The sequence below is a fragment of the Ruegeria sp. BC6 genome (assembly GCF_056539185.1).
The window spans coordinates 107,195-123,219 of the sequence record NZ_JBQFUM010000006.1; the positions used below are offsets into that span (position 1 = coordinate 107,195).

A 16,025-nucleotide genomic window follows, 5' to 3' on the forward strand; every position below is an offset into this window, starting at 1 on the left:
GAATTGACATGCCCAAGGAAGAATGGGGCGTAAAGCGCGTTTGTCCGACCACTGGCAAGCGGTTTTATGACCTGAACAAGGACCCGATCATCAGCCCCTATACCGGCGAGATCGTGGAATTGGAAACCGGCAAAAGCCGGATGATCGCAGCCGACGCCGAAGATGCAGCGTCGGTCAAGGCGCGCGAAGCCTCGTCCGATGACGAACTGCTGGACGATGATGACGCAGTCGATGTCGATCTGGACGACGATCTGCTTGAGGACGACGACGAGGACAACGTCTCGTTGGACGACATCACCGACGTCGCGTCGGAAGACGAAGACTCGTGATCCGGCCGGGGCGGCGCAGGCTGCCCCGCGCCCCGATGCGCCCCGTGCGCCGCGCATCTTTTTTCACCGAATCCGATTTTTTGGTCTTGCACTCGCGCACGTCGTTTCATAAACGTCCGTCCACCGCACAGGCGGTACCGGAAAGGGGCCTTAGCTCAGTTGGGAGAGCGCTTGCATGGCATGCAAGAGGTCAGGGGTTCGACTCCCCTAGGCTCCACCAAATCCCCTCCCATGGCATCCATTCCGCCACTCGGGCTACACCTGCGCCGATCCGATGCCCGTGGTTCTTTCCAGTATGTCCACGCCCTGCTGTTTCCAGAAATGCAGAAGGTCGATGAAGATCCAGTTCTCGGCCAGCTTGTCGCCTTCGCGGCGATAGATGTCGATCACCCGAAACTCACCGGGCGTTTGGGTCGCGGGCATGCCCATGAACCCTCCGGTCGGAACAGCCGTGAAGTTCGGCCAGCCGAAAAACCCGCCGTAGTGACCTTCGGCCAGCCGGCAGACATGTTTGGTCTTTGACCGCTCGGCGAATGCCGCGCGGAAAGGACCGGCATGTTGCTTGCCATACCGATCAATCGTGTAGGTGGCGCCAATTCCCTCGGGCCCCCACCAGATCATGTCGTCATGCCAGGTACGGCGCAGCTCTTCGCTCAGGGTCAGGCCACTTTTCCACTGGCCCAGGTCAGAAATCATGGCGTTGATCAGCGCCAGAGTCTGCTCTCCTTCTTCGGCGGGTTGATCCGTGCCCAGGATACCGTCGTGTGTCAGGGGCCCGGGCTGTACAAGATGGGCTGCGGTTTGGGGCGGAAACGGGTTCTGACCAGCCTGCACCATCAGATGCGGGATATCGAAATACATCGCGGTCTCGACGATCTTGCCGTCTTGCACCTTGTTGAACTCGCAATAGCGCAGGAATGCCATTTTGCCTGTCGGTCGAATGCCCAACCAGGAATGGTCGAACAGACCCATCAGATGGCCCATGGAAACCACCCAGACCTCGCGCTCGTCGGTCAGCGAGTTGCACCCCGCAAAAAATATGTCCTGACGCCGCTGCATGCGTTTGAGGCTGGTTCGAAGAGGGGCCCAGAAGTTTTCCGCTACGTCGTGGACCCCCGAAATCTGACCGAACGGATGAAAGCCGCGCCACAGCAGATTCGGCGCACAGAATCGCCCCATGACATCTGACAGCTTGTCGTTGGTGGCCAACTGCAGGCCCTCATAGAACGCCTTCACCAGATCTTTCTCTTTTTGAAAGCTCATCTGTTTTTCATTGTTTTGCAGCATCTTGCGCCTGTTGTTGCCTGGGGGTGAATCACTGATCTCCGGCATATTTGCATACGTATGCAAAAATGTCTTGCCAGAATTGGCAAACCAAGAATACCCTTTTGCAAACGTATGCAAAACGATTCCTTCCCGGGGGGCTTCATGGCGGAAATTCAACTGCGCAATGTCGGCAAGCGATGGGGATCGTTTGTTGGGGTTCACAACTTCGATCTGACGATTGCCGATCGCGAGTTTCTGGTTCTGCTTGGCCCGTCCGGCTGCGGCAAGACCACGACAATGCGCATGATCGCGGGGCTTGAGGACGTGACCGAGGGCGACATCCTGATCGATGGCAAGGTGGTCAACGATCTTGAGCCTAAGGACCGCGACGTGGCGATGGTGTTCCAGAGCTACGCCCTCTACCCCAACATGAACGTCTATGAAAATATCCGCTTCCCGCTGAAGGTCCGCGGGATCGACCCCGCAACCCATGACGAAAAGGTGCGCCGCGCCAGCGCCATGGTCGAGCTGGACGATTTTCTCCATCGCAAGCCCGCTGAACTGTCGGGCGGTCAGCGCCAGCGGGTCGCCTTGGCCCGCGCGATCGTGCGCGAACCGAACGTGTTCCTGATGGATGAGCCGCTGTCCAACCTGGACGCCAAGCTGCGTGTATCCACCCGCGCGCAGATCAAGAATCTCAGCCACGAACTGGCCGTCACCACGATCTATGTCACCCATGACCAGATCGAGGCCATGACGCTGGCCGACCGCGTTGTGGTGATGAAAAAGGGAATCGTGCAACAGGTCGGCAGCCCGACCGAGATCTACGACCGCCCGGCCAACACTTTCGTCGCCAGCTTCATCGGCTCGCCCGCCATGAACCTGATGGATGGTCAGGTCGAGGGCGGCGTTTTTTGGACCAAGGGTGTCGAAATCCCGGGACTGGACGTTGCTGATGGCCCGCTGACCTTGGGGTTCCGCGCCGAGGATGCGACATTGGCCGAAGGTCAGGGCCAGATCACTGCACCGATCTACACGCTCGAGCTGCTGGGTGACGCGACCATGATATCGGTCAGGGTCGGCGGTGCACTGGTCTCGGTCAAAGCCGACAAGGCATTCCGCGCCGAAATAGGCGAGATGGTCTCGTTCTCGGTGCCGAAAGAAATCTGTCACCTGTTCGAAGCAGAGAGCGGTGCGCGGATCGGGGGCTGACCCCAACCAAAGCCCGAAAGGGCCAACCAACGGTCCGGACGTCGACGACGGACCGATCCTGACAGGGAGAAACGCATGAAACTCAAGACAATTCTGATGGCAGGCGCCATGACCATGGTGACCAGCACTGCATGGGCGGCGTGTTCGTTCGAGAACACCGTTCCGCTCAAATCACTGTCCGCCGGGTTCGAAGCCTGGAAGGCCGTCACCGACGCGATGGCCGAGTGCGGCAATTTCGGCGCATCGCTGGACCAGGAGTTCCGCGAGAAGCAGCCCGAAGCCTTCGCGGCGGATCCGGCTCTGTACCAGATCGGCGGCGTGTCGAACGCAACGCTGGTGCCGTTGCTGAACGCAGGCACCATTCGCCCGCTGGATGATCTGGTCGCGAAATATGGCCAGGACCTGCTGCCGAACCAGCTGATCAAGGTGGACGGCCAAACCATGGCGATCGCGATGATGGTGAACGCCCAGCACCTGATGTACCGCAGCGACGTTCTGGCCAATCTGGGGATCGACGAGCCCAAGACCTATGATGATGTTCTGGCCGCTGCAGCCAAGATCAAAGAAGCCGGCGTCATGGATTACCCCATCGGCGGCACCTTCAAGACCGGCTGGAACCTGGGTCAGGAATTCGTGAACATGTACCTGGGCGAAGGCGGTGAGTTCTTTGCTGACGGCAACATGCCTGCGATCAACAACGATCAGGGCGTGAAGGCTCTGGAGACGCTCAAGGCCATGACCGAATACATGGACCCCGAGTATCTGGTGTCGGATTCGACATACGTTCAGCAGCAGTTCCAACAGGGCAAGATCGCCATGGCCAACCTGTGGGCCAGCCGCGCTGCCGCAATGAACGATGAGGCCGAAAGCCAGGTCGTCGGCAAGGTCGTCATGGCGGCCGCTCCGATGGGCTCGGCCGCTCCGGCAACCACGATCTGGTGGGACGGCATCGTTCTTGCCTCGAACATGAGTGACGAGGAAGCCGATGCCGCGTTCCGCGTGGCGCTGGAAGGCATGGATGCAGAAATGGTCGAGGCCAACAACAACGCCGCCGTCTGGCTGAACCCGGCCTACAAGCCCGGTGATCTGGCCGCAGGTGCAGCCGCTTCGGCAGAAGCCGGCGCCAAAGCCTATCCCGCATCTGGCCCGATGGGGATCATGCACACCGCGCTTGGCAATGGCCTGGCCGATTATCTGACCGGCGCCAAGGACGCACAGACCACGCTGGCAGACATCGAGGCGGACTATCTGACCGCCGCGAAAGAGGCCGGACTGGTCAACAACTGATCCTGCCGCGGGAGGGCCTCGACCCTCCCGCACCCAATCCAACGAGAACCATGAGAAAGGCAGAGCCATGAATTTCCGGACATTTGCCGCCTTTGTCGGCCCCTCTGTCTTTATGATGCTTCTCTTTATCGCTTTCCCGCTGGTCAGTGTGTTCAAGCAGAGTTTCTACGTCACCCAGCCCATCTATGAGACGGTCGAGGTCGAGACCTGCACGCCGGGCTTCCTGACCCAGACCTGCGTGACCGAGGAAAAGTCCATTCCGAGGCTGGACGAAGAGGGCGAGATCATCACGCAGACCCAGTTTGTCGGGCTGGAAAGCTATCGCAACGTGCTGGAGCCCGAACGCGCCTGGCGCGCGATCAGCGAAGGCAGCTGGAGCGTGCTGTCCACGATCAATTTCTGGAAGGCGCTGCGCTTTACGTTGACCTTCACCTTGATCACTTTGCCCTTGGTGATCGGTACCGGGCTGCTGATCGCCATCGTGATCAACAATGCTGCATCGGCAATACGTGGTCCGGTGATCTTTGTGTCGCTCCTGCCCTTCATCATCACGCCGGTCATCGGGGCCCTTTCGATCAACTGGCTGTTTCGCGGCGACGGTATCCTCACGGCCCTGCTGGAATGGTGGCTGAACCGCGACATCGCGCTGTTCGCGCAGGCCTGGACGATCGAGTTGCTGATGATGCTGTACCGCGTCTGGCACGTCGCACCCTTTGCCGCGATCGTGTTTTACGCCGGTCTTCAGACCGTGAACCAGGACAGCCTTGAAAGCGCGGTGATCGACGGCGCAAGCCGCTGGCAGCGCCTGAAATACATCGTCATCCCGCACCTGATGCCGCTGATTATCTTCGTGTCGATGATCCATCTGATGGACTCCTACCGGGTGTTCGAAGAAATCGTCGGCTTCTCAAGCCAGGGCTACGTCATCTCGCTGCAATGGCTGACCTACGACTTCCTCGTGCCGGATCAGGCGGGCAACCGTTCGATCAGTCGGGCTTCGGCCAGCGCCATGCTGACCATGGTCGGCATTGTCATCCTTCTCATCGCACCGCTGCGCCGGACATGGCGCGACCACAAAGGAGGTCACTGATATGTCCTCGCGCGCCCTTCGCCAACCGCTCGGCCTGCGCCTGTCGTCGAACCTGTTTCTGGCGTTCTGGTGCCTCGTGGCGGCCTTCCCGATCTTCTGGATCGCGGTGATGAGCTTCAAATCACCCGTGGACGCATTCGACAGCAACGCGCTGAACGTGATCTTCGGTCCAGCGACTCTTGCGACCGGGGAAGGCCTTTCCATCCTCGACATCATCCTCGGCATCGTCACCATCTGGGTCGCGGTGATTGCGACGACCAAGACACTGCCCTCGATGGTCAGGACCTACACCAAGCCGGGTCAGGCCTGGTTCGGCTGGATCATCGGCGGTTTGGCCTTGGTGATGGGTTTTCTGTTGGTGTTTTTCGTGATCTTGCCGGCCGTTCTGAACGTGTTGAACCCACTGTTCGGCCCGCTGGGGCGGGACGTGGTTGGTCTGACGACCGAGCACTACAAGACCGTCTGGATCGACCGCGGCTTTTCCAACAACTTCAAGAACTCGCTGATCGTTACCGCGGGCGTCGTGACCGTGTCGCTGACCGTGGGCACGCTGGCGGGTTATGGGCTGGCGCGGTCGGGCTCGACGCTAGCGTTCTGGATCCTGATTGTCGCGTTGGTGTTTCGCGCGCTGCCGCACTCGGTTCTGGTGGCGGGCTATCTGCCCGTCTTCATCAACTCGGCCGAATGGCTGCGCCCGATCCTGGGGGAAAACGCGCCCACGCTGTACGGCAAGCCCTTTGCCGTGATCGCGGTTCTGGTGGCGATCAACCAGCCCTTTACCATCTGGATGCTGCGGTCGTTCTTCCAAAACATCCCGGCCGAGCTGGACGAAGCCGCGCGCGTGGATGGCTGCAACCACTTCCAGGCCTTCCGTCGGGTGATCATGCCCGTGATGTGGCCGGGCGTCATCACCACCGGTCTGTTCAGCTTCCTGCTGGCCTACAACGACTTTCTGGTGACCTCGCTGCTGCTGGACGCGCAGAACCAGACCATGGTTCCGGCCATCGCCGGCATGTTCAACCGCGAAACCACCACTACCGACCAGGTCGTCGCCGTGGCCGCCGCCGTGTCGATCACCGCGCCGCTGTTCTTCCTGGTCATGATCTTCCAGCGCCAGATCGTCAGCGGCCTGACCGCCGGCGCGGTCAAAGGCTGATGAGCCGCCGGTTCCGCCATAACGCCCTGACGCGCCATCCGGCGCTGAACAGGTTGCCTAGGGATTTTCCCGGATTTGGGGGCATGTCCCCCCGATCCCCAATCCCTGACAACCTGACAAGGACAAGACGATGAAAGGTTCCCGACCTGAACAAGCGGTTCTGACCCGCGACACTGACCTGACCAAGACCGAAGACACGCGCCGCGTGATCGAATCCATGGTCGACGGCCTGAATGACCACCGCATCAACGACATCGGCGAGTTCTTCGCCGAAGGGTTCCGCTGGATGGGCAACCAAGGCTGCGGCACGAAGAACGGTCTGCAAGAGTTTCAGGACAACTGGCAGCACCCCTTCCAGGCCGCGTTTTCCGACAAGGTCTGCATCGACGAGGCGCGGCTTTACATGGGAGAATGGGCCGCGGCCTTTGGCCGGCAGGAGGCGACCCATTCGGGCGAATTTCTGGGCATCCCGCCCACCGGCAAGCGGGTCGAGATCCGCTACATGGATTTCTGGAAAGTGGTCGACGGCAAGATCGTCGACAACTGGGTGAACGTGGATTTCGCCCATGTCGCCGCGCAGCTGGGCGTCGACCTGTTCCAGGGCCACGGCTGGGAAGCATATGACCGGGGCGAGAAAACTCCGCCCCGCCCCGACAACTGAGGATCAAGACAATGGCAATCGAGTATCTCAAACGCGGCAAGTCCGACGCAGACCGGGCCGAGGATGACGCCAAGACCCGCGCCGTGGTCGAGGCGACCCTGAAGGATATCGAAACCCGTGGCGATGCCGCGGTGCGCGAGCTGAGCGAGAAGTTCGACAACTATTCGCCCGCCTCGTTCCGCCTGTCGCAGGACGAGATCGACGGCCTGATCGCTCAGCTGTCAGACCGCGAACTGGCCGATATCAAGTTTGCGCAGGAGCAGGTGATGAACTTTGCCCGCGCGCAACGCGCCTCGATGACCGATATCGAGGTCGAGACCCTGCCGGGCGTGATCCTGGGCCACAAGAACATCCCCGTGCAGTCGGTGGGCTGCTATGTGCCCGGCGGCAAGTTTCCGATGGTGGCCTCGGCCCATATGTCCGTGGCCACGGCCAGCGTTGCGGGTGTGCCGCGCATCATCGCCTGCACACCTCCGTTTCAGGGCAAGCCGAACCCGGCGGTGATCGCCGCCATGCATCTGGGTGGCGCGCACGAGATCTATGTCATGGGCGGCATCCAGGCCATCGGCGCGATGGCGCTGGGGACCGAAACGATCGACCCGGTGCACATGCTGGTCGGACCCGGCAACGCCTTCGTGGCCGAGGCCAAGCGCCAGCTGTTCGGCCGTGTCGGCATCGATCTGTTCGCCGGCCCGACCGAGACCATGGTGATCGCCGACGAAACCGTCGACGCCGAGATCTGCGCCACCGACCTGCTGGGGCAGGCCGAACACGGCTACAACTCGCCCGCGGTTCTGGTCACCAATTCGCGCAAGCTGGCCGAGGAGACCCTGTCCGAGATCGACCGCCTGCTGGGCATCCTGCCGACGGCCGACACCGCGCGGGTCAGCTGGCAGGATTATGGCGAGGTGATCCTGTGCGACAGCTATGACGAGATGCTGCAGGTCGCCGACGAGATCGCCTCGGAGCATGTTCAGGTCATGACCGACCGCGATGACTGGTTCCTGGACAACATGACCTGCTATGGCGCGCTGTTCCTGGGGCCGCGCACCAACGTATCGAACGGCGACAAGGTGATCGGCACCAACCACACGCTGCCCACCAAGAAGGCTGGGCGTTACACCGGCGGTTTGTGGGTGGGCAAATTCCTGAAGACCCACAGCTATCAGAAGATCCTGACCGACGAGGCGGCAACTCTGATCGGCGAGTACGGCTCGCGCCTGTGTCTGCTGGAAGGGTTCGTGGGGCATGCTGAACAATGCAACGTGCGGGTGCGCCGCTATGGCGGCATCAACGTGCCCTATGGCGCACCGGCCCCATACCGGGATGCCGCCGAATGAGTGACAGGCATACGCAGCACAAGGCGCTGATCGCGCCGCTTCGGGCGGCGATGTATGATTTCGACGAATCCGGCGTGCGGGAAGCACTCGCGCAGGTGACCGCGCCCGACGCCCTGTTCCGCCTTTGCCACCCCTTCGGTGACAGCACCGGCAGCGAGGCGTTCTACGATCTGGCCTACAAGGGCCTGCTGGATGCCTGGCCGGACCTCGAGCGGCGCGACTATATCGTGATGGCCGGGCCGGACGAGTTCGGCGCCGACTGGGTTGGCTGCGGCGGCTACTACACCGGCACCTTCACCGGTCCGTGGCTGGACATCCCGCCGACCGGTCATCAGGTCACCATGCGGTTTCACGAGTTCTACCGGTTCGAAAACGGCCGGATCGTTGAAATGCAGGCCCTGTGGGACATCCCCGAGGTGATGATGCAGGCCCGTGCCTGGCCGATGGCGCCCAGCCTGGGCCGCGAATGGCATGTGCCCGGCCCGGCCACGCAGGACGGTCTGGTGCCGGGGCCCTATGACGCCGACAAGGGCCGCGCCACCTGCCAGCACATCATCGACATGCTGGAACATCTGAAGAAGCACCCTTCGCAGGGCGGGCCCGAGGTGATGGAGATGGAGCGGTTCTGGCATCCGCGCATGAACTGGTACGGGCCTTCGGGCATCGGCACCGGGCGCGGCTATGCCGGGTTCCGTAACTGGCACCAGATCCCGTTCCTGAACGGAATGCCGGATCGCGGGCAATATGTCGATGACATCACCTATCATTTCTTCGGCGATGGCGATTACGCGGCAGTGACCGGCTGGCCCAACATGATCCAGACCGTCACCCATGACGGGTGGATGGGCATTGCGCCCTCGGGCAAGCGGATCACCATGCGCAGCCTCGATTTCTGGCGGCTGGAGAACGGACGGATCCGCGAAAACTGGGTTTTGGTCGATCTTCTGGACGCCTATGCGCAGCTTGGCGTTGACGTCTTTGCCCGCCTGCGGGAATTCAACAAGGCCCGGAACCTGGGCCGCATTGAAACCCCGGATGGAATGAGCTGATGACCCAACTGCCCCGCACCCCTTCGTTCTCGCTGAGCGGCAAGACCGCGTTGGTCACCGGCGCATCTTCCGGCATCGGATTGGGTTGCGCTGCCGCTCTGGCCGAAGCCGGGGCGCATGTGGTCTGCGCTGCGCGCGGGGCCGAGCGGCTGAACGAAGCGGTGTCCGCCCTGCAGGCGCAGGGCTGGTCGGCCGAGGGGCGGGTGCTGGATCAGGGCGACCTGACCGCGTTGCAGGCGCTGTTCGACGAGCGGGCCTTTGACGTGGTGGTGAACTCGGCCGGGACCGCGCGGCACGGGCCGGCGGTCGACACCACGCCCGAGGATTTCGACGCGGTCACGAGTGTCAACCTACGCTCGGCATATTTCCTGTCGGCCTACGCGGCCAAGGCGCTGATGGCGGCCGGGCGGCCCGGTTCGATCATCCATATCTCCAGCCAGATGGGCCATGTCGGCGGCATCGACCGGGCGCTGTACTGTGCGACCAAGCACGGGCTGGAAGGTATGGTCAAGGCGATGGCGATCGAATGGGGCAAGCAGGGCATCCGCATCAACACGGTCTGCCCGACCTTCATCCGAACCCCGCTGACGCAATCGACCTTCGACAACCCCGAACGCGCGGCCTGGATCATGGACAAGATCAAGCTGAACCGCGTGGGCGAGGTCGAGGATATCATGGGCGCGGTTCTCTATCTTGCCTCCGACGCCTCGGGTCTGGTCACCGGCACGTCGATGCTGATCGACGGCGGATGGACGGCGGACTGATGGCGGACAAGGTCACATCACTGCAAGTTGCGCAACTGGCCGGCGTCAGCCAGTCGGCGGTCAGCCGGGTGTTCACGCCCGGCGCTTCGGTCAGCAAGAAGACCGAGGAAAAGGTGCGCAAGGCGGCGGCCAAGCTGGGCTATCGTCCCAACGTGCTGGCGCGGGCGATGGTGTCGGGCAAAAGCCGGATCATCGGCCTGGTGGTCGGCTACCTGGACAACTACTTTTATCCCGAAGCGTTGGAGAAACTGTCCAACCGCCTGCAGGAGCATGGCTATCACGTGCTGATCTTCATGGCTTCGCGCTCGGCCGGAAACATCGACGACGTGATGGAGGAAATCTTAGATTATCAGGTGGACGGGGTCATTCTGGCCTCGGTGCCGATGTCGTCGGATATCGCCACCCGCTGCCAGCAGGCCGGCGTTCCGGTGGTGCTGTTCAACCGCAGCCAGGATCTTGAGGGTATCACCACCGTGACCTCGGACAACTATGCCGGCGGCCGCAAGGTGGCCGAGTTCCTGCTGGCGGGCGGGCACCAACGCATCGCCTATATCGCGGGCTGGCAGGGTGCCTCGACCCAGCGCGACCGCGAGGCTGGTTTCCTTGCCGCACTGCGCGACGCCGGGAGCGATCTTTTTGCACATGGGATCGGCGAGTTTCACACCGAAAATGCCCGTGCGGCGGCCCGAACCATGTTCGACGTGGCACCGGAGCGCCGACCTGACGCGGTTTTCGTCGCCAACGATCATATGGCTTTGGCGGTGATGGATGTTCTGCGCTTTGAGCTGGGCCTGCGCATCCCCGAAGACGTCTCGGTCGTGGGGTATGACGATGTGCCCCCTGCCGGATGGCCCGCATACAATCTGACGACGATCCGGCAGCGGGCGAACCTGATGGTCGCGGAAACGGTTGCCGCGCTGCTTGATCACATCGAAGAACCCAAGACTTCTGAACCCCGCAAGGTGGCAATTGACGGACCGCTGATCGTACGAACCTCGGCCCGGTTGCCCAAGGGATGGAACCCGAAAAGGACGAACACATGAAGGGATTTGACCCCAATTTCCGGGATTTTCCCGACTATATCATCGGCATCACCAAGGAAATCTGGGAAGATCGCGGGATCGCCACGCTGCATGAATATTACAGCGATGACATCGTTGTCCGTTCACCGGGTTCGGTCGTGCTGGGCAATCAAAACGTCATCGGCGCGACTATGGCGACCCTGGCCGAATTTCCCGATCGGGAGCTTCTGGGCGAAGACGTGATCTGGTCGGGCACGCCCGAAGAGGGGATGCTGAGTTCCCACCGCATTATCTCGACCGCCACGCACCTTGCCGAAGGTGTCTATGGCAAACCAACCGGAACCAAGCTTCGGTACCGGATTCTGGCCGATTGCCATGCGATCGACAATCAGATCAACGATGAATGGCTGATCCGCGATCAGGGGGCCATCGTGCGCCAGATGGGCTGGGACCCAAAGGAATACGCCGCCGACCTTATCGCTCGCGAGGGCGGGCCGGAAAACTGCGTGAAACCTCTGACGCCCGAGATCGACCGGCCCGGCCCTTACAAGGGTCGAGGCAACGACAGTGAATGGGGCCAGCGCTATGCCGATATTCTGACCCGGATCATGAACGCCGACATGGGCGTGATCGGGGCTGAATACGACCGCGCGGTTCAGTCGGAATATGTCGGCGGGGTCACCGGACACGGTTGGGACCCGGTCGACCGGTTCTGGATGGGATTGCGGGCCAGCTTCCCCAACGCCGAGTTCCGCATCGAGCACCAGATCGGCCGCGACGATCCCAACATGCCACCCCGTGCCGCACTGCGCTGGAGCCTGTGGGGCAAGCATGACGGATGGGGGGTGTTCGGAGCCCCCACCGGAGCGCAAGTCTATGTTCTGGGCATCAGCCATGCCGAATTCGGTGAACTGATCAATGGCCAGCCCAAGCTGCGCCGCGAATACACCCTTTTTGATGAAACCTCGGTCTGGAAGCAGATCCTTCTGCAGGGCACAGAGGTCTGAATGCTCGCTCCGGTCGAATATCGTGTTCTGGCCTGTGGCCTGCGCGAGACCGGTGCAAGCCGGCGCTTTCATCTATTCCGGCAAAGCCTTCGAGCGCGCCGCCTGAATTTGCGGCCTCCGGGAACGTGATCGAGCACCCGCCGACCATTCCCTCAAACGCAAAATCCGGAACCAGAACCATGACACAATCAACCATCGCATCACGCATCGTCCGCTATGGCGAACTCAAGCCGTGCAAGACGGCCTTCATAGATGCCCACACGCCGGGCAGCGATCAGAAAGAGAACTTTACCATCATCGGCGGCGGTGTTTCAGAGTCGCCGGATCAGCATGTGCACATAACAGACAAGATCGGCTTCAATATCGGGGCCGCCGGCCAGCCGCCCAAATGCCGCAACTCGCTGCACAGCCATACGACGGCCGAGGTCTTTTTTGTCGCCAAGGGCCGCTGGCGGTTTTTCTGGGGTCGCTATGGCACGGCGGGCGAGTTCATTGCCGAGGAAGGTGACATCTTCAACATTCCTACCGGCATTTTCCGCGGGTTCGAGAACGTGGGCGACGACTACGGGATGATCATGTCCATTCTGGGCGGTGACGATGCCGGCGGCGGCGTAACGTGGGCACCTCAGGTCATTGAAGACGCCCGGGCGCATGGGTTGATGCTGGGTGACAACGGCGTGCTCTACGACAGCAAGAAGGGTCAGGACCTCCCGCATAACGTCCGGCCCATGCCCCTGCTGACCGAGGAGCAGCTGAAATCCTATCCCGAAGTGCCGGTCGAAGCCGTGATCGGCAAATACGTGGCCCGCTATTGGGACCTGATGGCGCTGGCGGCCGACAAACCCGCCAAGGTGATCGGTGAAAACGGTCTGATCAAGGACAAGCCCGGCTTTGAGGTCGACTTCCTGACCCGTGGCTCTGGTGTTCAAGACCCCACCAAATCGGCCAAGCCCGTCGTGCTGATGCCGGCAAGCGGCCATTGGCGGGTCACCGTCGAGGATGTCGAAACCACGATTTCGGGCGGGGATACGGTGCTGGTGCTGCCCGGCGAAGCCTATACCATCACTCCATCCATGACCGGTACGGCCGGGTTGTACCGCATAACCGCGACCGACGATCCTGCTGGCGCAACCTGGACCGGCGACTGATCAAGAAAGGACCTCGCATGACAAAGATACTCACCACACATGTGGGGTCTCTGCCCCGATCCCAGGAAGTTGTCGACTTCATCTTTACGCGCGAGCGGCACGAGCCCTATGACGCCGATGCGTTCGACAGTTGCATGACCAAGGCCGTGTCTGAAACGGTTCGGCGTCAGGTCGAGGCCGGTGTGGACATCGTCAGCGACGGAGAGACCTCAAAAATCTCGTACGCGACATACGTAAAGGACCGCTACACAGGTTTCTCGGGGGACAGTCCACGGAATGCCCCCGCGGACTTGAAGATGTTTCCCAGTTTTTTGCAACGTCTTGCCAACGAAGGGGGCACACCCCAATACGCCCGGCCGCAATGCACGGGCGACGTTCGCTCGAAAGGCCAAGACGAACTGAACAAGGATATCCGCAACCTCAAGCAGGCAATGGCTGAGCACGGAGTCGATCGTGGCTTCATGAACGCCGCCTCGCCCGGGGTGATTTCTCTGTTTCTGCAGAACGCCCACTACCCCAGCCGTGAAGCCTATTTGGCCGCGCTCGCGGATGCGATGAAGCAGGAATATGAAACGATCGTCGCAGCGGGACTGGATCTTCAGTTGGACTGCCCCGATCTGGCCCTTTCCCGGCACATGCTGTTCGCTGACCTTTCCGATGCCGAATTCATCGCGATCGCCGAGATGCATGTCGAAGCCCTGAACCACGCGCTGCAGAATGTCCCGCAGGATCGGGTCCGGGTGCATATCTGCTGGGGGAACTACGAAGGCCCGCATTGCTGCGACATTGCGATGGATCAGGTGTTCACGACCCTGATGGCAACCAAATCCCGCTATGTTCTGTTCGAAACGTCGAACCCGCGCCACGCCCATGAGTGGACCGTCTTCCGGGATCGCAAGAGCGAAATCCCGGACGACAAGATCCTTGTGCCCGGCGTCGTAGACACGACAACGAATTTCATCGAACACCCCGAGCTGGTGCGGCAACGCATCGAGCGGTTCACCAACATCGTCGGGCCGGATCGGGTCATCGCCGGGAGTGACTGCGGGTTTGGTACATTTGCCGGCTTCGGTGCGGTCGACCCGGACATCGCCTATGCCAAGCTGGCCTCCCTGGCCGAAGGTGCCAGATTGGCATCGGCATGACGCCCCTGGTTCTTCTTCCCGGAATGATGTGCGATGCCCGACTGTTCGGGCCGCAAATCGAAGCCCTGTCCGGACGGGTGCCGCTGATGACCCACCCGCTGAGCGCCCAGGACAGCGTCGAGGCAATGGCCGCCGATGTACTGAGCCATGCACCGCCGATATTTGCCCTTGCGGGGCTTTCCATGGGCGGGATCGTTGCCATGGAGGTCCTGCGCCAGGCGCCAGAACGTGTTGAACGGCTGGCCCTCCTGGACACGAACCCGCTGGCCGAAACAGACGAGGTCAAAACCCGGCGAGGTCCGCAGATGGAGGCCGTGCGCCAAGGTGGATTGCGGCAGGTCATGCGTGACGAGTTGAAGCCGAACTATCTGGCCGATGGCCCTCGACAGGGCGCAATTCTTGACCTTTGCATGGCCATGGCAACCGATCTGGGCCCCGAGGTATTTCTTCGCCAGTCCATCGCACTCATGGGCCGCCCGGATCAAACGGACACCTTGTCCGTTTATCAAGGTCCAAGCCTCGTTCTATGCGGCGAGGATGACAGACTATGTCCGTTGGAGCGGCACGAACTGATGCACAAGCTTCTCGGAAACAGCACGCTGGAGGTCGTAATCGGTGCGGGGCACCTGCCCACCCTCGAACGACCACGGGAAACCACAGCGGCGTTGCGCCGTTGGTTGGAGGTTCCATGACACCGTCCCTACTTGCCTTGCTGCGCAAGGTCGACACACCCACAGTCTGCAACGCCATCGAGATGGCACAAGGCAAGCGCGGGTTTAACCAATTCACGCGTGGTACGATGTTCTGCTCGGCCCCGTCCGAGGGCGCAATCGTCGGATTTGCCCGTACGGCCAAGATCGCTGCGGTGCAACCGCCCTCCGAAGCGCCGGAAGTCATCAGGCAGCGGCGAATGGACTATTACAGATACATGGCCGAGGCCCCGGCTCCCTCAGTTGCAGTGGTTGAGGATGTCGATTTCCCCTCTTGCATCGGCGCCTATTGGGGCGAAATCAATACGTCTGTGCACAAAGGGTTCGGAATGGCCGGCGCACTCACCAACGGGGTCATGCGGGACCTTGGTGACATGCAGCAAGGATTCCCGGTCATCGCCGGCTCTATCGGGCCCAGCCATGGTTTCGTTCACGTCCGAGAAATCGACACGCCTGTTTCGATCTTCGGCCTGACGGTCAATCCATCGGATCTCATCCATGCGGACCGGCATGGTGCTGTTGTCGTGCCCGCCGATCTGATCGATCGGCTCGAACACGCCATTCTCAAACTCTTTGAAACCGAACGAATAATTCTGAGCGCGGCTTCTGAACCCGGCTTCAATTTCGAGAAATTTAAAGTCGCTTGGGCCGCATTTGAAAAAGCGCGCGTTTAAGAGTGTACGCGGTCTGACCGATCGCTGACGTGGTTCGTTTGTCGGTCGTAGCCTACGTCTTGGGAGATCCGATTGCGCTTTTTGCGCGTTTCTTCTCTTTTTTTGTCGGCGATTGTTGGGTTGGTGCTGAACGAGCGGTGGAAAACGAGCAAAGCCGCCCTTGGG

General features: G+C 61.3%; 16 protein-coding genes and 1 tRNA gene. 16 read left to right on the forward strand and 1 reads right to left on the reverse strand.

Going from position 1 to position 16,025, the window contains the following annotated elements:
* Positions 1-8 precede the first annotated feature (8 nt).
* Together ACR0MM_RS17075 and ACR0MM_RS17080 are read left to right on the forward strand one after the other, a co-directional pair.
* A complete protein-coding gene (locus tag ACR0MM_RS17075; protein ID WP_170342794.1) occupies positions 9-329 on the forward strand; it encodes a TIGR02300 family protein in 321 nt (106 codons plus the stop codon).
* Positions 330-473: 144 nt separating this feature from the next.
* Positions 474-549: transfer RNA gene (locus ACR0MM_RS17080), tRNA-Ala, on the forward strand.
* Positions 550-584: 35 nt separating this feature from the next.
* On the opposite strand, the gene ACR0MM_RS17085 is transcribed toward ACR0MM_RS17080, so the two are convergent.
* Complete coding sequence (locus ACR0MM_RS17085) at positions 585-1,592, reverse strand: nuclear transport factor 2 family protein (protein WP_480697527.1); 1,008 nt, start codon at positions 1,590-1,592, stop codon at positions 585-587.
* Between the two features lie 165 nt (positions 1,593-1,757).
* On the opposite strand from ACR0MM_RS17085, the gene ACR0MM_RS17090 reads away from it, so the two are divergent.
* The 14 genes from ACR0MM_RS17090 to ACR0MM_RS17155 all read left to right on the forward strand — a co-directional run bounded on the left by ACR0MM_RS17090 (position 1,758) and on the right by ACR0MM_RS17155 (position 15,860).
* Positions 1,758-2,807, forward strand: coding sequence for an ABC transporter ATP-binding protein (locus ACR0MM_RS17090; protein ID WP_480697529.1), 1,050 nt, complete (start codon positions 1,758-1,760; stop codon positions 2,805-2,807).
* Between the two features lie 75 nt (positions 2,808-2,882).
* Positions 2,883-4,094, forward strand: coding sequence for an ABC transporter substrate-binding protein (locus tag ACR0MM_RS17095; RefSeq protein WP_480697531.1), 1,212 nt, complete (start codon positions 2,883-2,885; stop codon positions 4,092-4,094).
* Between the two features lie 67 nt (positions 4,095-4,161).
* Positions 4,162-5,184 carry a carbohydrate ABC transporter permease gene (locus ACR0MM_RS17100; protein ID WP_170366152.1) on the forward strand — a complete coding sequence of 341 codons (1,023 nt, stop codon included), beginning with the start codon at positions 4,162-4,164 and terminating at the stop codon, positions 5,182-5,184.
* Between the two features lies 1 nt (position 5,185).
* Positions 5,186-6,340 carry a carbohydrate ABC transporter permease gene (locus ACR0MM_RS17105; RefSeq protein WP_170361381.1) on the forward strand — a complete coding sequence of 385 codons (1,155 nt, stop codon included), beginning with the start codon at positions 5,186-5,188 and terminating at the stop codon, positions 6,338-6,340.
* 130 nt (positions 6,341-6,470) lie between these two features.
* Entirely contained in the window at positions 6,471-7,001 is a 531-nt protein-coding gene (locus tag ACR0MM_RS17110; protein ID WP_480697533.1) for an ester cyclase, read from the forward strand.
* Between the two features lie 11 nt (positions 7,002-7,012).
* On the forward strand, positions 7,013-8,341 hold the full coding sequence (hisD, locus tag ACR0MM_RS17115; RefSeq protein ID WP_480697536.1) for a histidinol dehydrogenase: 1,329 nt from the start codon (positions 7,013-7,015) through the stop codon (positions 8,339-8,341).
* A complete protein-coding gene (locus ACR0MM_RS17120; RefSeq protein ID WP_480697538.1) occupies positions 8,338-9,390 on the forward strand; it encodes an ester cyclase in 1,053 nt (350 codons plus the stop codon). The genes hisD and ACR0MM_RS17120 overlap by 4 nt, the downstream gene beginning before the upstream one ends.
* Positions 9,390-10,154: an SDR family NAD(P)-dependent oxidoreductase gene (locus ACR0MM_RS17125; RefSeq protein WP_480697540.1), complete on the forward strand. Its 765-nt coding sequence runs from the start codon at positions 9,390-9,392 to the stop codon at positions 10,152-10,154. Before ACR0MM_RS17120 ends, ACR0MM_RS17125 begins: the two co-directional genes overlap by 1 nt.
* Positions 10,154-11,197 carry a LacI family DNA-binding transcriptional regulator gene (locus ACR0MM_RS17130; RefSeq protein WP_170530366.1) on the forward strand — a complete coding sequence of 348 codons (1,044 nt, stop codon included), beginning with the start codon at positions 10,154-10,156 and terminating at the stop codon, positions 11,195-11,197. The genes ACR0MM_RS17125 and ACR0MM_RS17130 overlap by 1 nt, the downstream gene beginning before the upstream one ends.
* Positions 11,194-12,183: a nuclear transport factor 2 family protein gene (locus ACR0MM_RS17135; RefSeq protein ID WP_480697543.1), complete on the forward strand. Its 990-nt coding sequence runs from the start codon at positions 11,194-11,196 to the stop codon at positions 12,181-12,183. The genes ACR0MM_RS17130 and ACR0MM_RS17135 overlap by 4 nt, the downstream gene beginning before the upstream one ends.
* A gap of 179 nt (positions 12,184-12,362) precedes the next feature.
* Entirely contained in the window at positions 12,363-13,331 is a 969-nt protein-coding gene (locus ACR0MM_RS17140) for a cupin domain-containing protein (RefSeq protein WP_170366140.1), read from the forward strand.
* Between the two features lie 17 nt (positions 13,332-13,348).
* A complete protein-coding gene (locus tag ACR0MM_RS17145) occupies positions 13,349-14,476 on the forward strand; it encodes a cobalamin-independent methionine synthase II family protein (RefSeq protein WP_480697545.1) in 1,128 nt (375 codons plus the stop codon).
* Entirely contained in the window at positions 14,473-15,168 is a 696-nt protein-coding gene (locus ACR0MM_RS17150; RefSeq protein WP_480697547.1) for an alpha/beta fold hydrolase, read from the forward strand. Before ACR0MM_RS17145 ends, ACR0MM_RS17150 begins: the two co-directional genes overlap by 4 nt.
* Positions 15,165-15,860, forward strand: coding sequence for an RraA family protein (locus tag ACR0MM_RS17155; RefSeq protein ID WP_480697549.1), 696 nt, complete (start codon positions 15,165-15,167; stop codon positions 15,858-15,860). Before ACR0MM_RS17150 ends, ACR0MM_RS17155 begins: the two co-directional genes overlap by 4 nt.
* Positions 15,861-16,025: the final 165 nt, after the last annotated feature.

Excerpts from the sequence above, each read along its gene's own strand:
- ACR0MM_RS17155 (WP_480697549.1), top strand. The coding sequence starts at position 15,165 with ATGACACCGTCCCTACTTGCCTTGCTGCGCAAGGTCGACACACCCACA.
- ACR0MM_RS17095 (WP_480697531.1), top strand. The coding sequence starts at position 2,883 with ATGAAACTCAAGACAATTCTGATGGCAGGCGCCATGACCATGGTGACC.
- ACR0MM_RS17120 (WP_480697538.1), top strand. The coding sequence starts at position 8,338 with ATGAGTGACAGGCATACGCAGCACAAGGCGCTGATCGCGCCGCTTCGG.
- ACR0MM_RS17135 (WP_480697543.1), top strand. The coding sequence starts at position 11,194 with ATGAAGGGATTTGACCCCAATTTCCGGGATTTTCCCGACTATATCATC.
- ACR0MM_RS17110 (WP_480697533.1), top strand. The coding sequence starts at position 6,471 with ATGAAAGGTTCCCGACCTGAACAAGCGGTTCTGACCCGCGACACTGAC.
- hisD (WP_480697536.1), top strand. The coding sequence starts at position 7,013 with ATGGCAATCGAGTATCTCAAACGCGGCAAGTCCGACGCAGACCGGGCC.
- ACR0MM_RS17150 (WP_480697547.1), top strand. The coding sequence starts at position 14,473 with ATGACGCCCCTGGTTCTTCTTCCCGGAATGATGTGCGATGCCCGACTG.
- ACR0MM_RS17125 (WP_480697540.1), top strand. The coding sequence starts at position 9,390 with ATGACCCAACTGCCCCGCACCCCTTCGTTCTCGCTGAGCGGCAAGACC.
- ACR0MM_RS17145 (WP_480697545.1), top strand. The coding sequence starts at position 13,349 with ATGACAAAGATACTCACCACACATGTGGGGTCTCTGCCCCGATCCCAG.
- ACR0MM_RS17130 (WP_170530366.1), top strand. The coding sequence starts at position 10,154 with ATGGCGGACAAGGTCACATCACTGCAAGTTGCGCAACTGGCCGGCGTC.
- ACR0MM_RS17140 (WP_170366140.1), top strand. The coding sequence starts at position 12,363 with ATGACACAATCAACCATCGCATCACGCATCGTCCGCTATGGCGAACTC.
- ACR0MM_RS17085 (WP_480697527.1), bottom strand. The coding sequence starts at position 1,592 with ATGAGCTTTCAAAAAGAGAAAGATCTGGTGAAGGCGTTCTATGAGGGC.
- ACR0MM_RS17075 (WP_170342794.1), top strand. The coding sequence starts at position 9 with ATGCCCAAGGAAGAATGGGGCGTAAAGCGCGTTTGTCCGACCACTGGC.
- ACR0MM_RS17105 (WP_170361381.1), top strand. The coding sequence starts at position 5,186 with ATGTCCTCGCGCGCCCTTCGCCAACCGCTCGGCCTGCGCCTGTCGTCG.
- ACR0MM_RS17100 (WP_170366152.1), top strand. The coding sequence starts at position 4,162 with ATGAATTTCCGGACATTTGCCGCCTTTGTCGGCCCCTCTGTCTTTATG.
- ACR0MM_RS17090 (WP_480697529.1), top strand. The coding sequence starts at position 1,758 with ATGGCGGAAATTCAACTGCGCAATGTCGGCAAGCGATGGGGATCGTTT.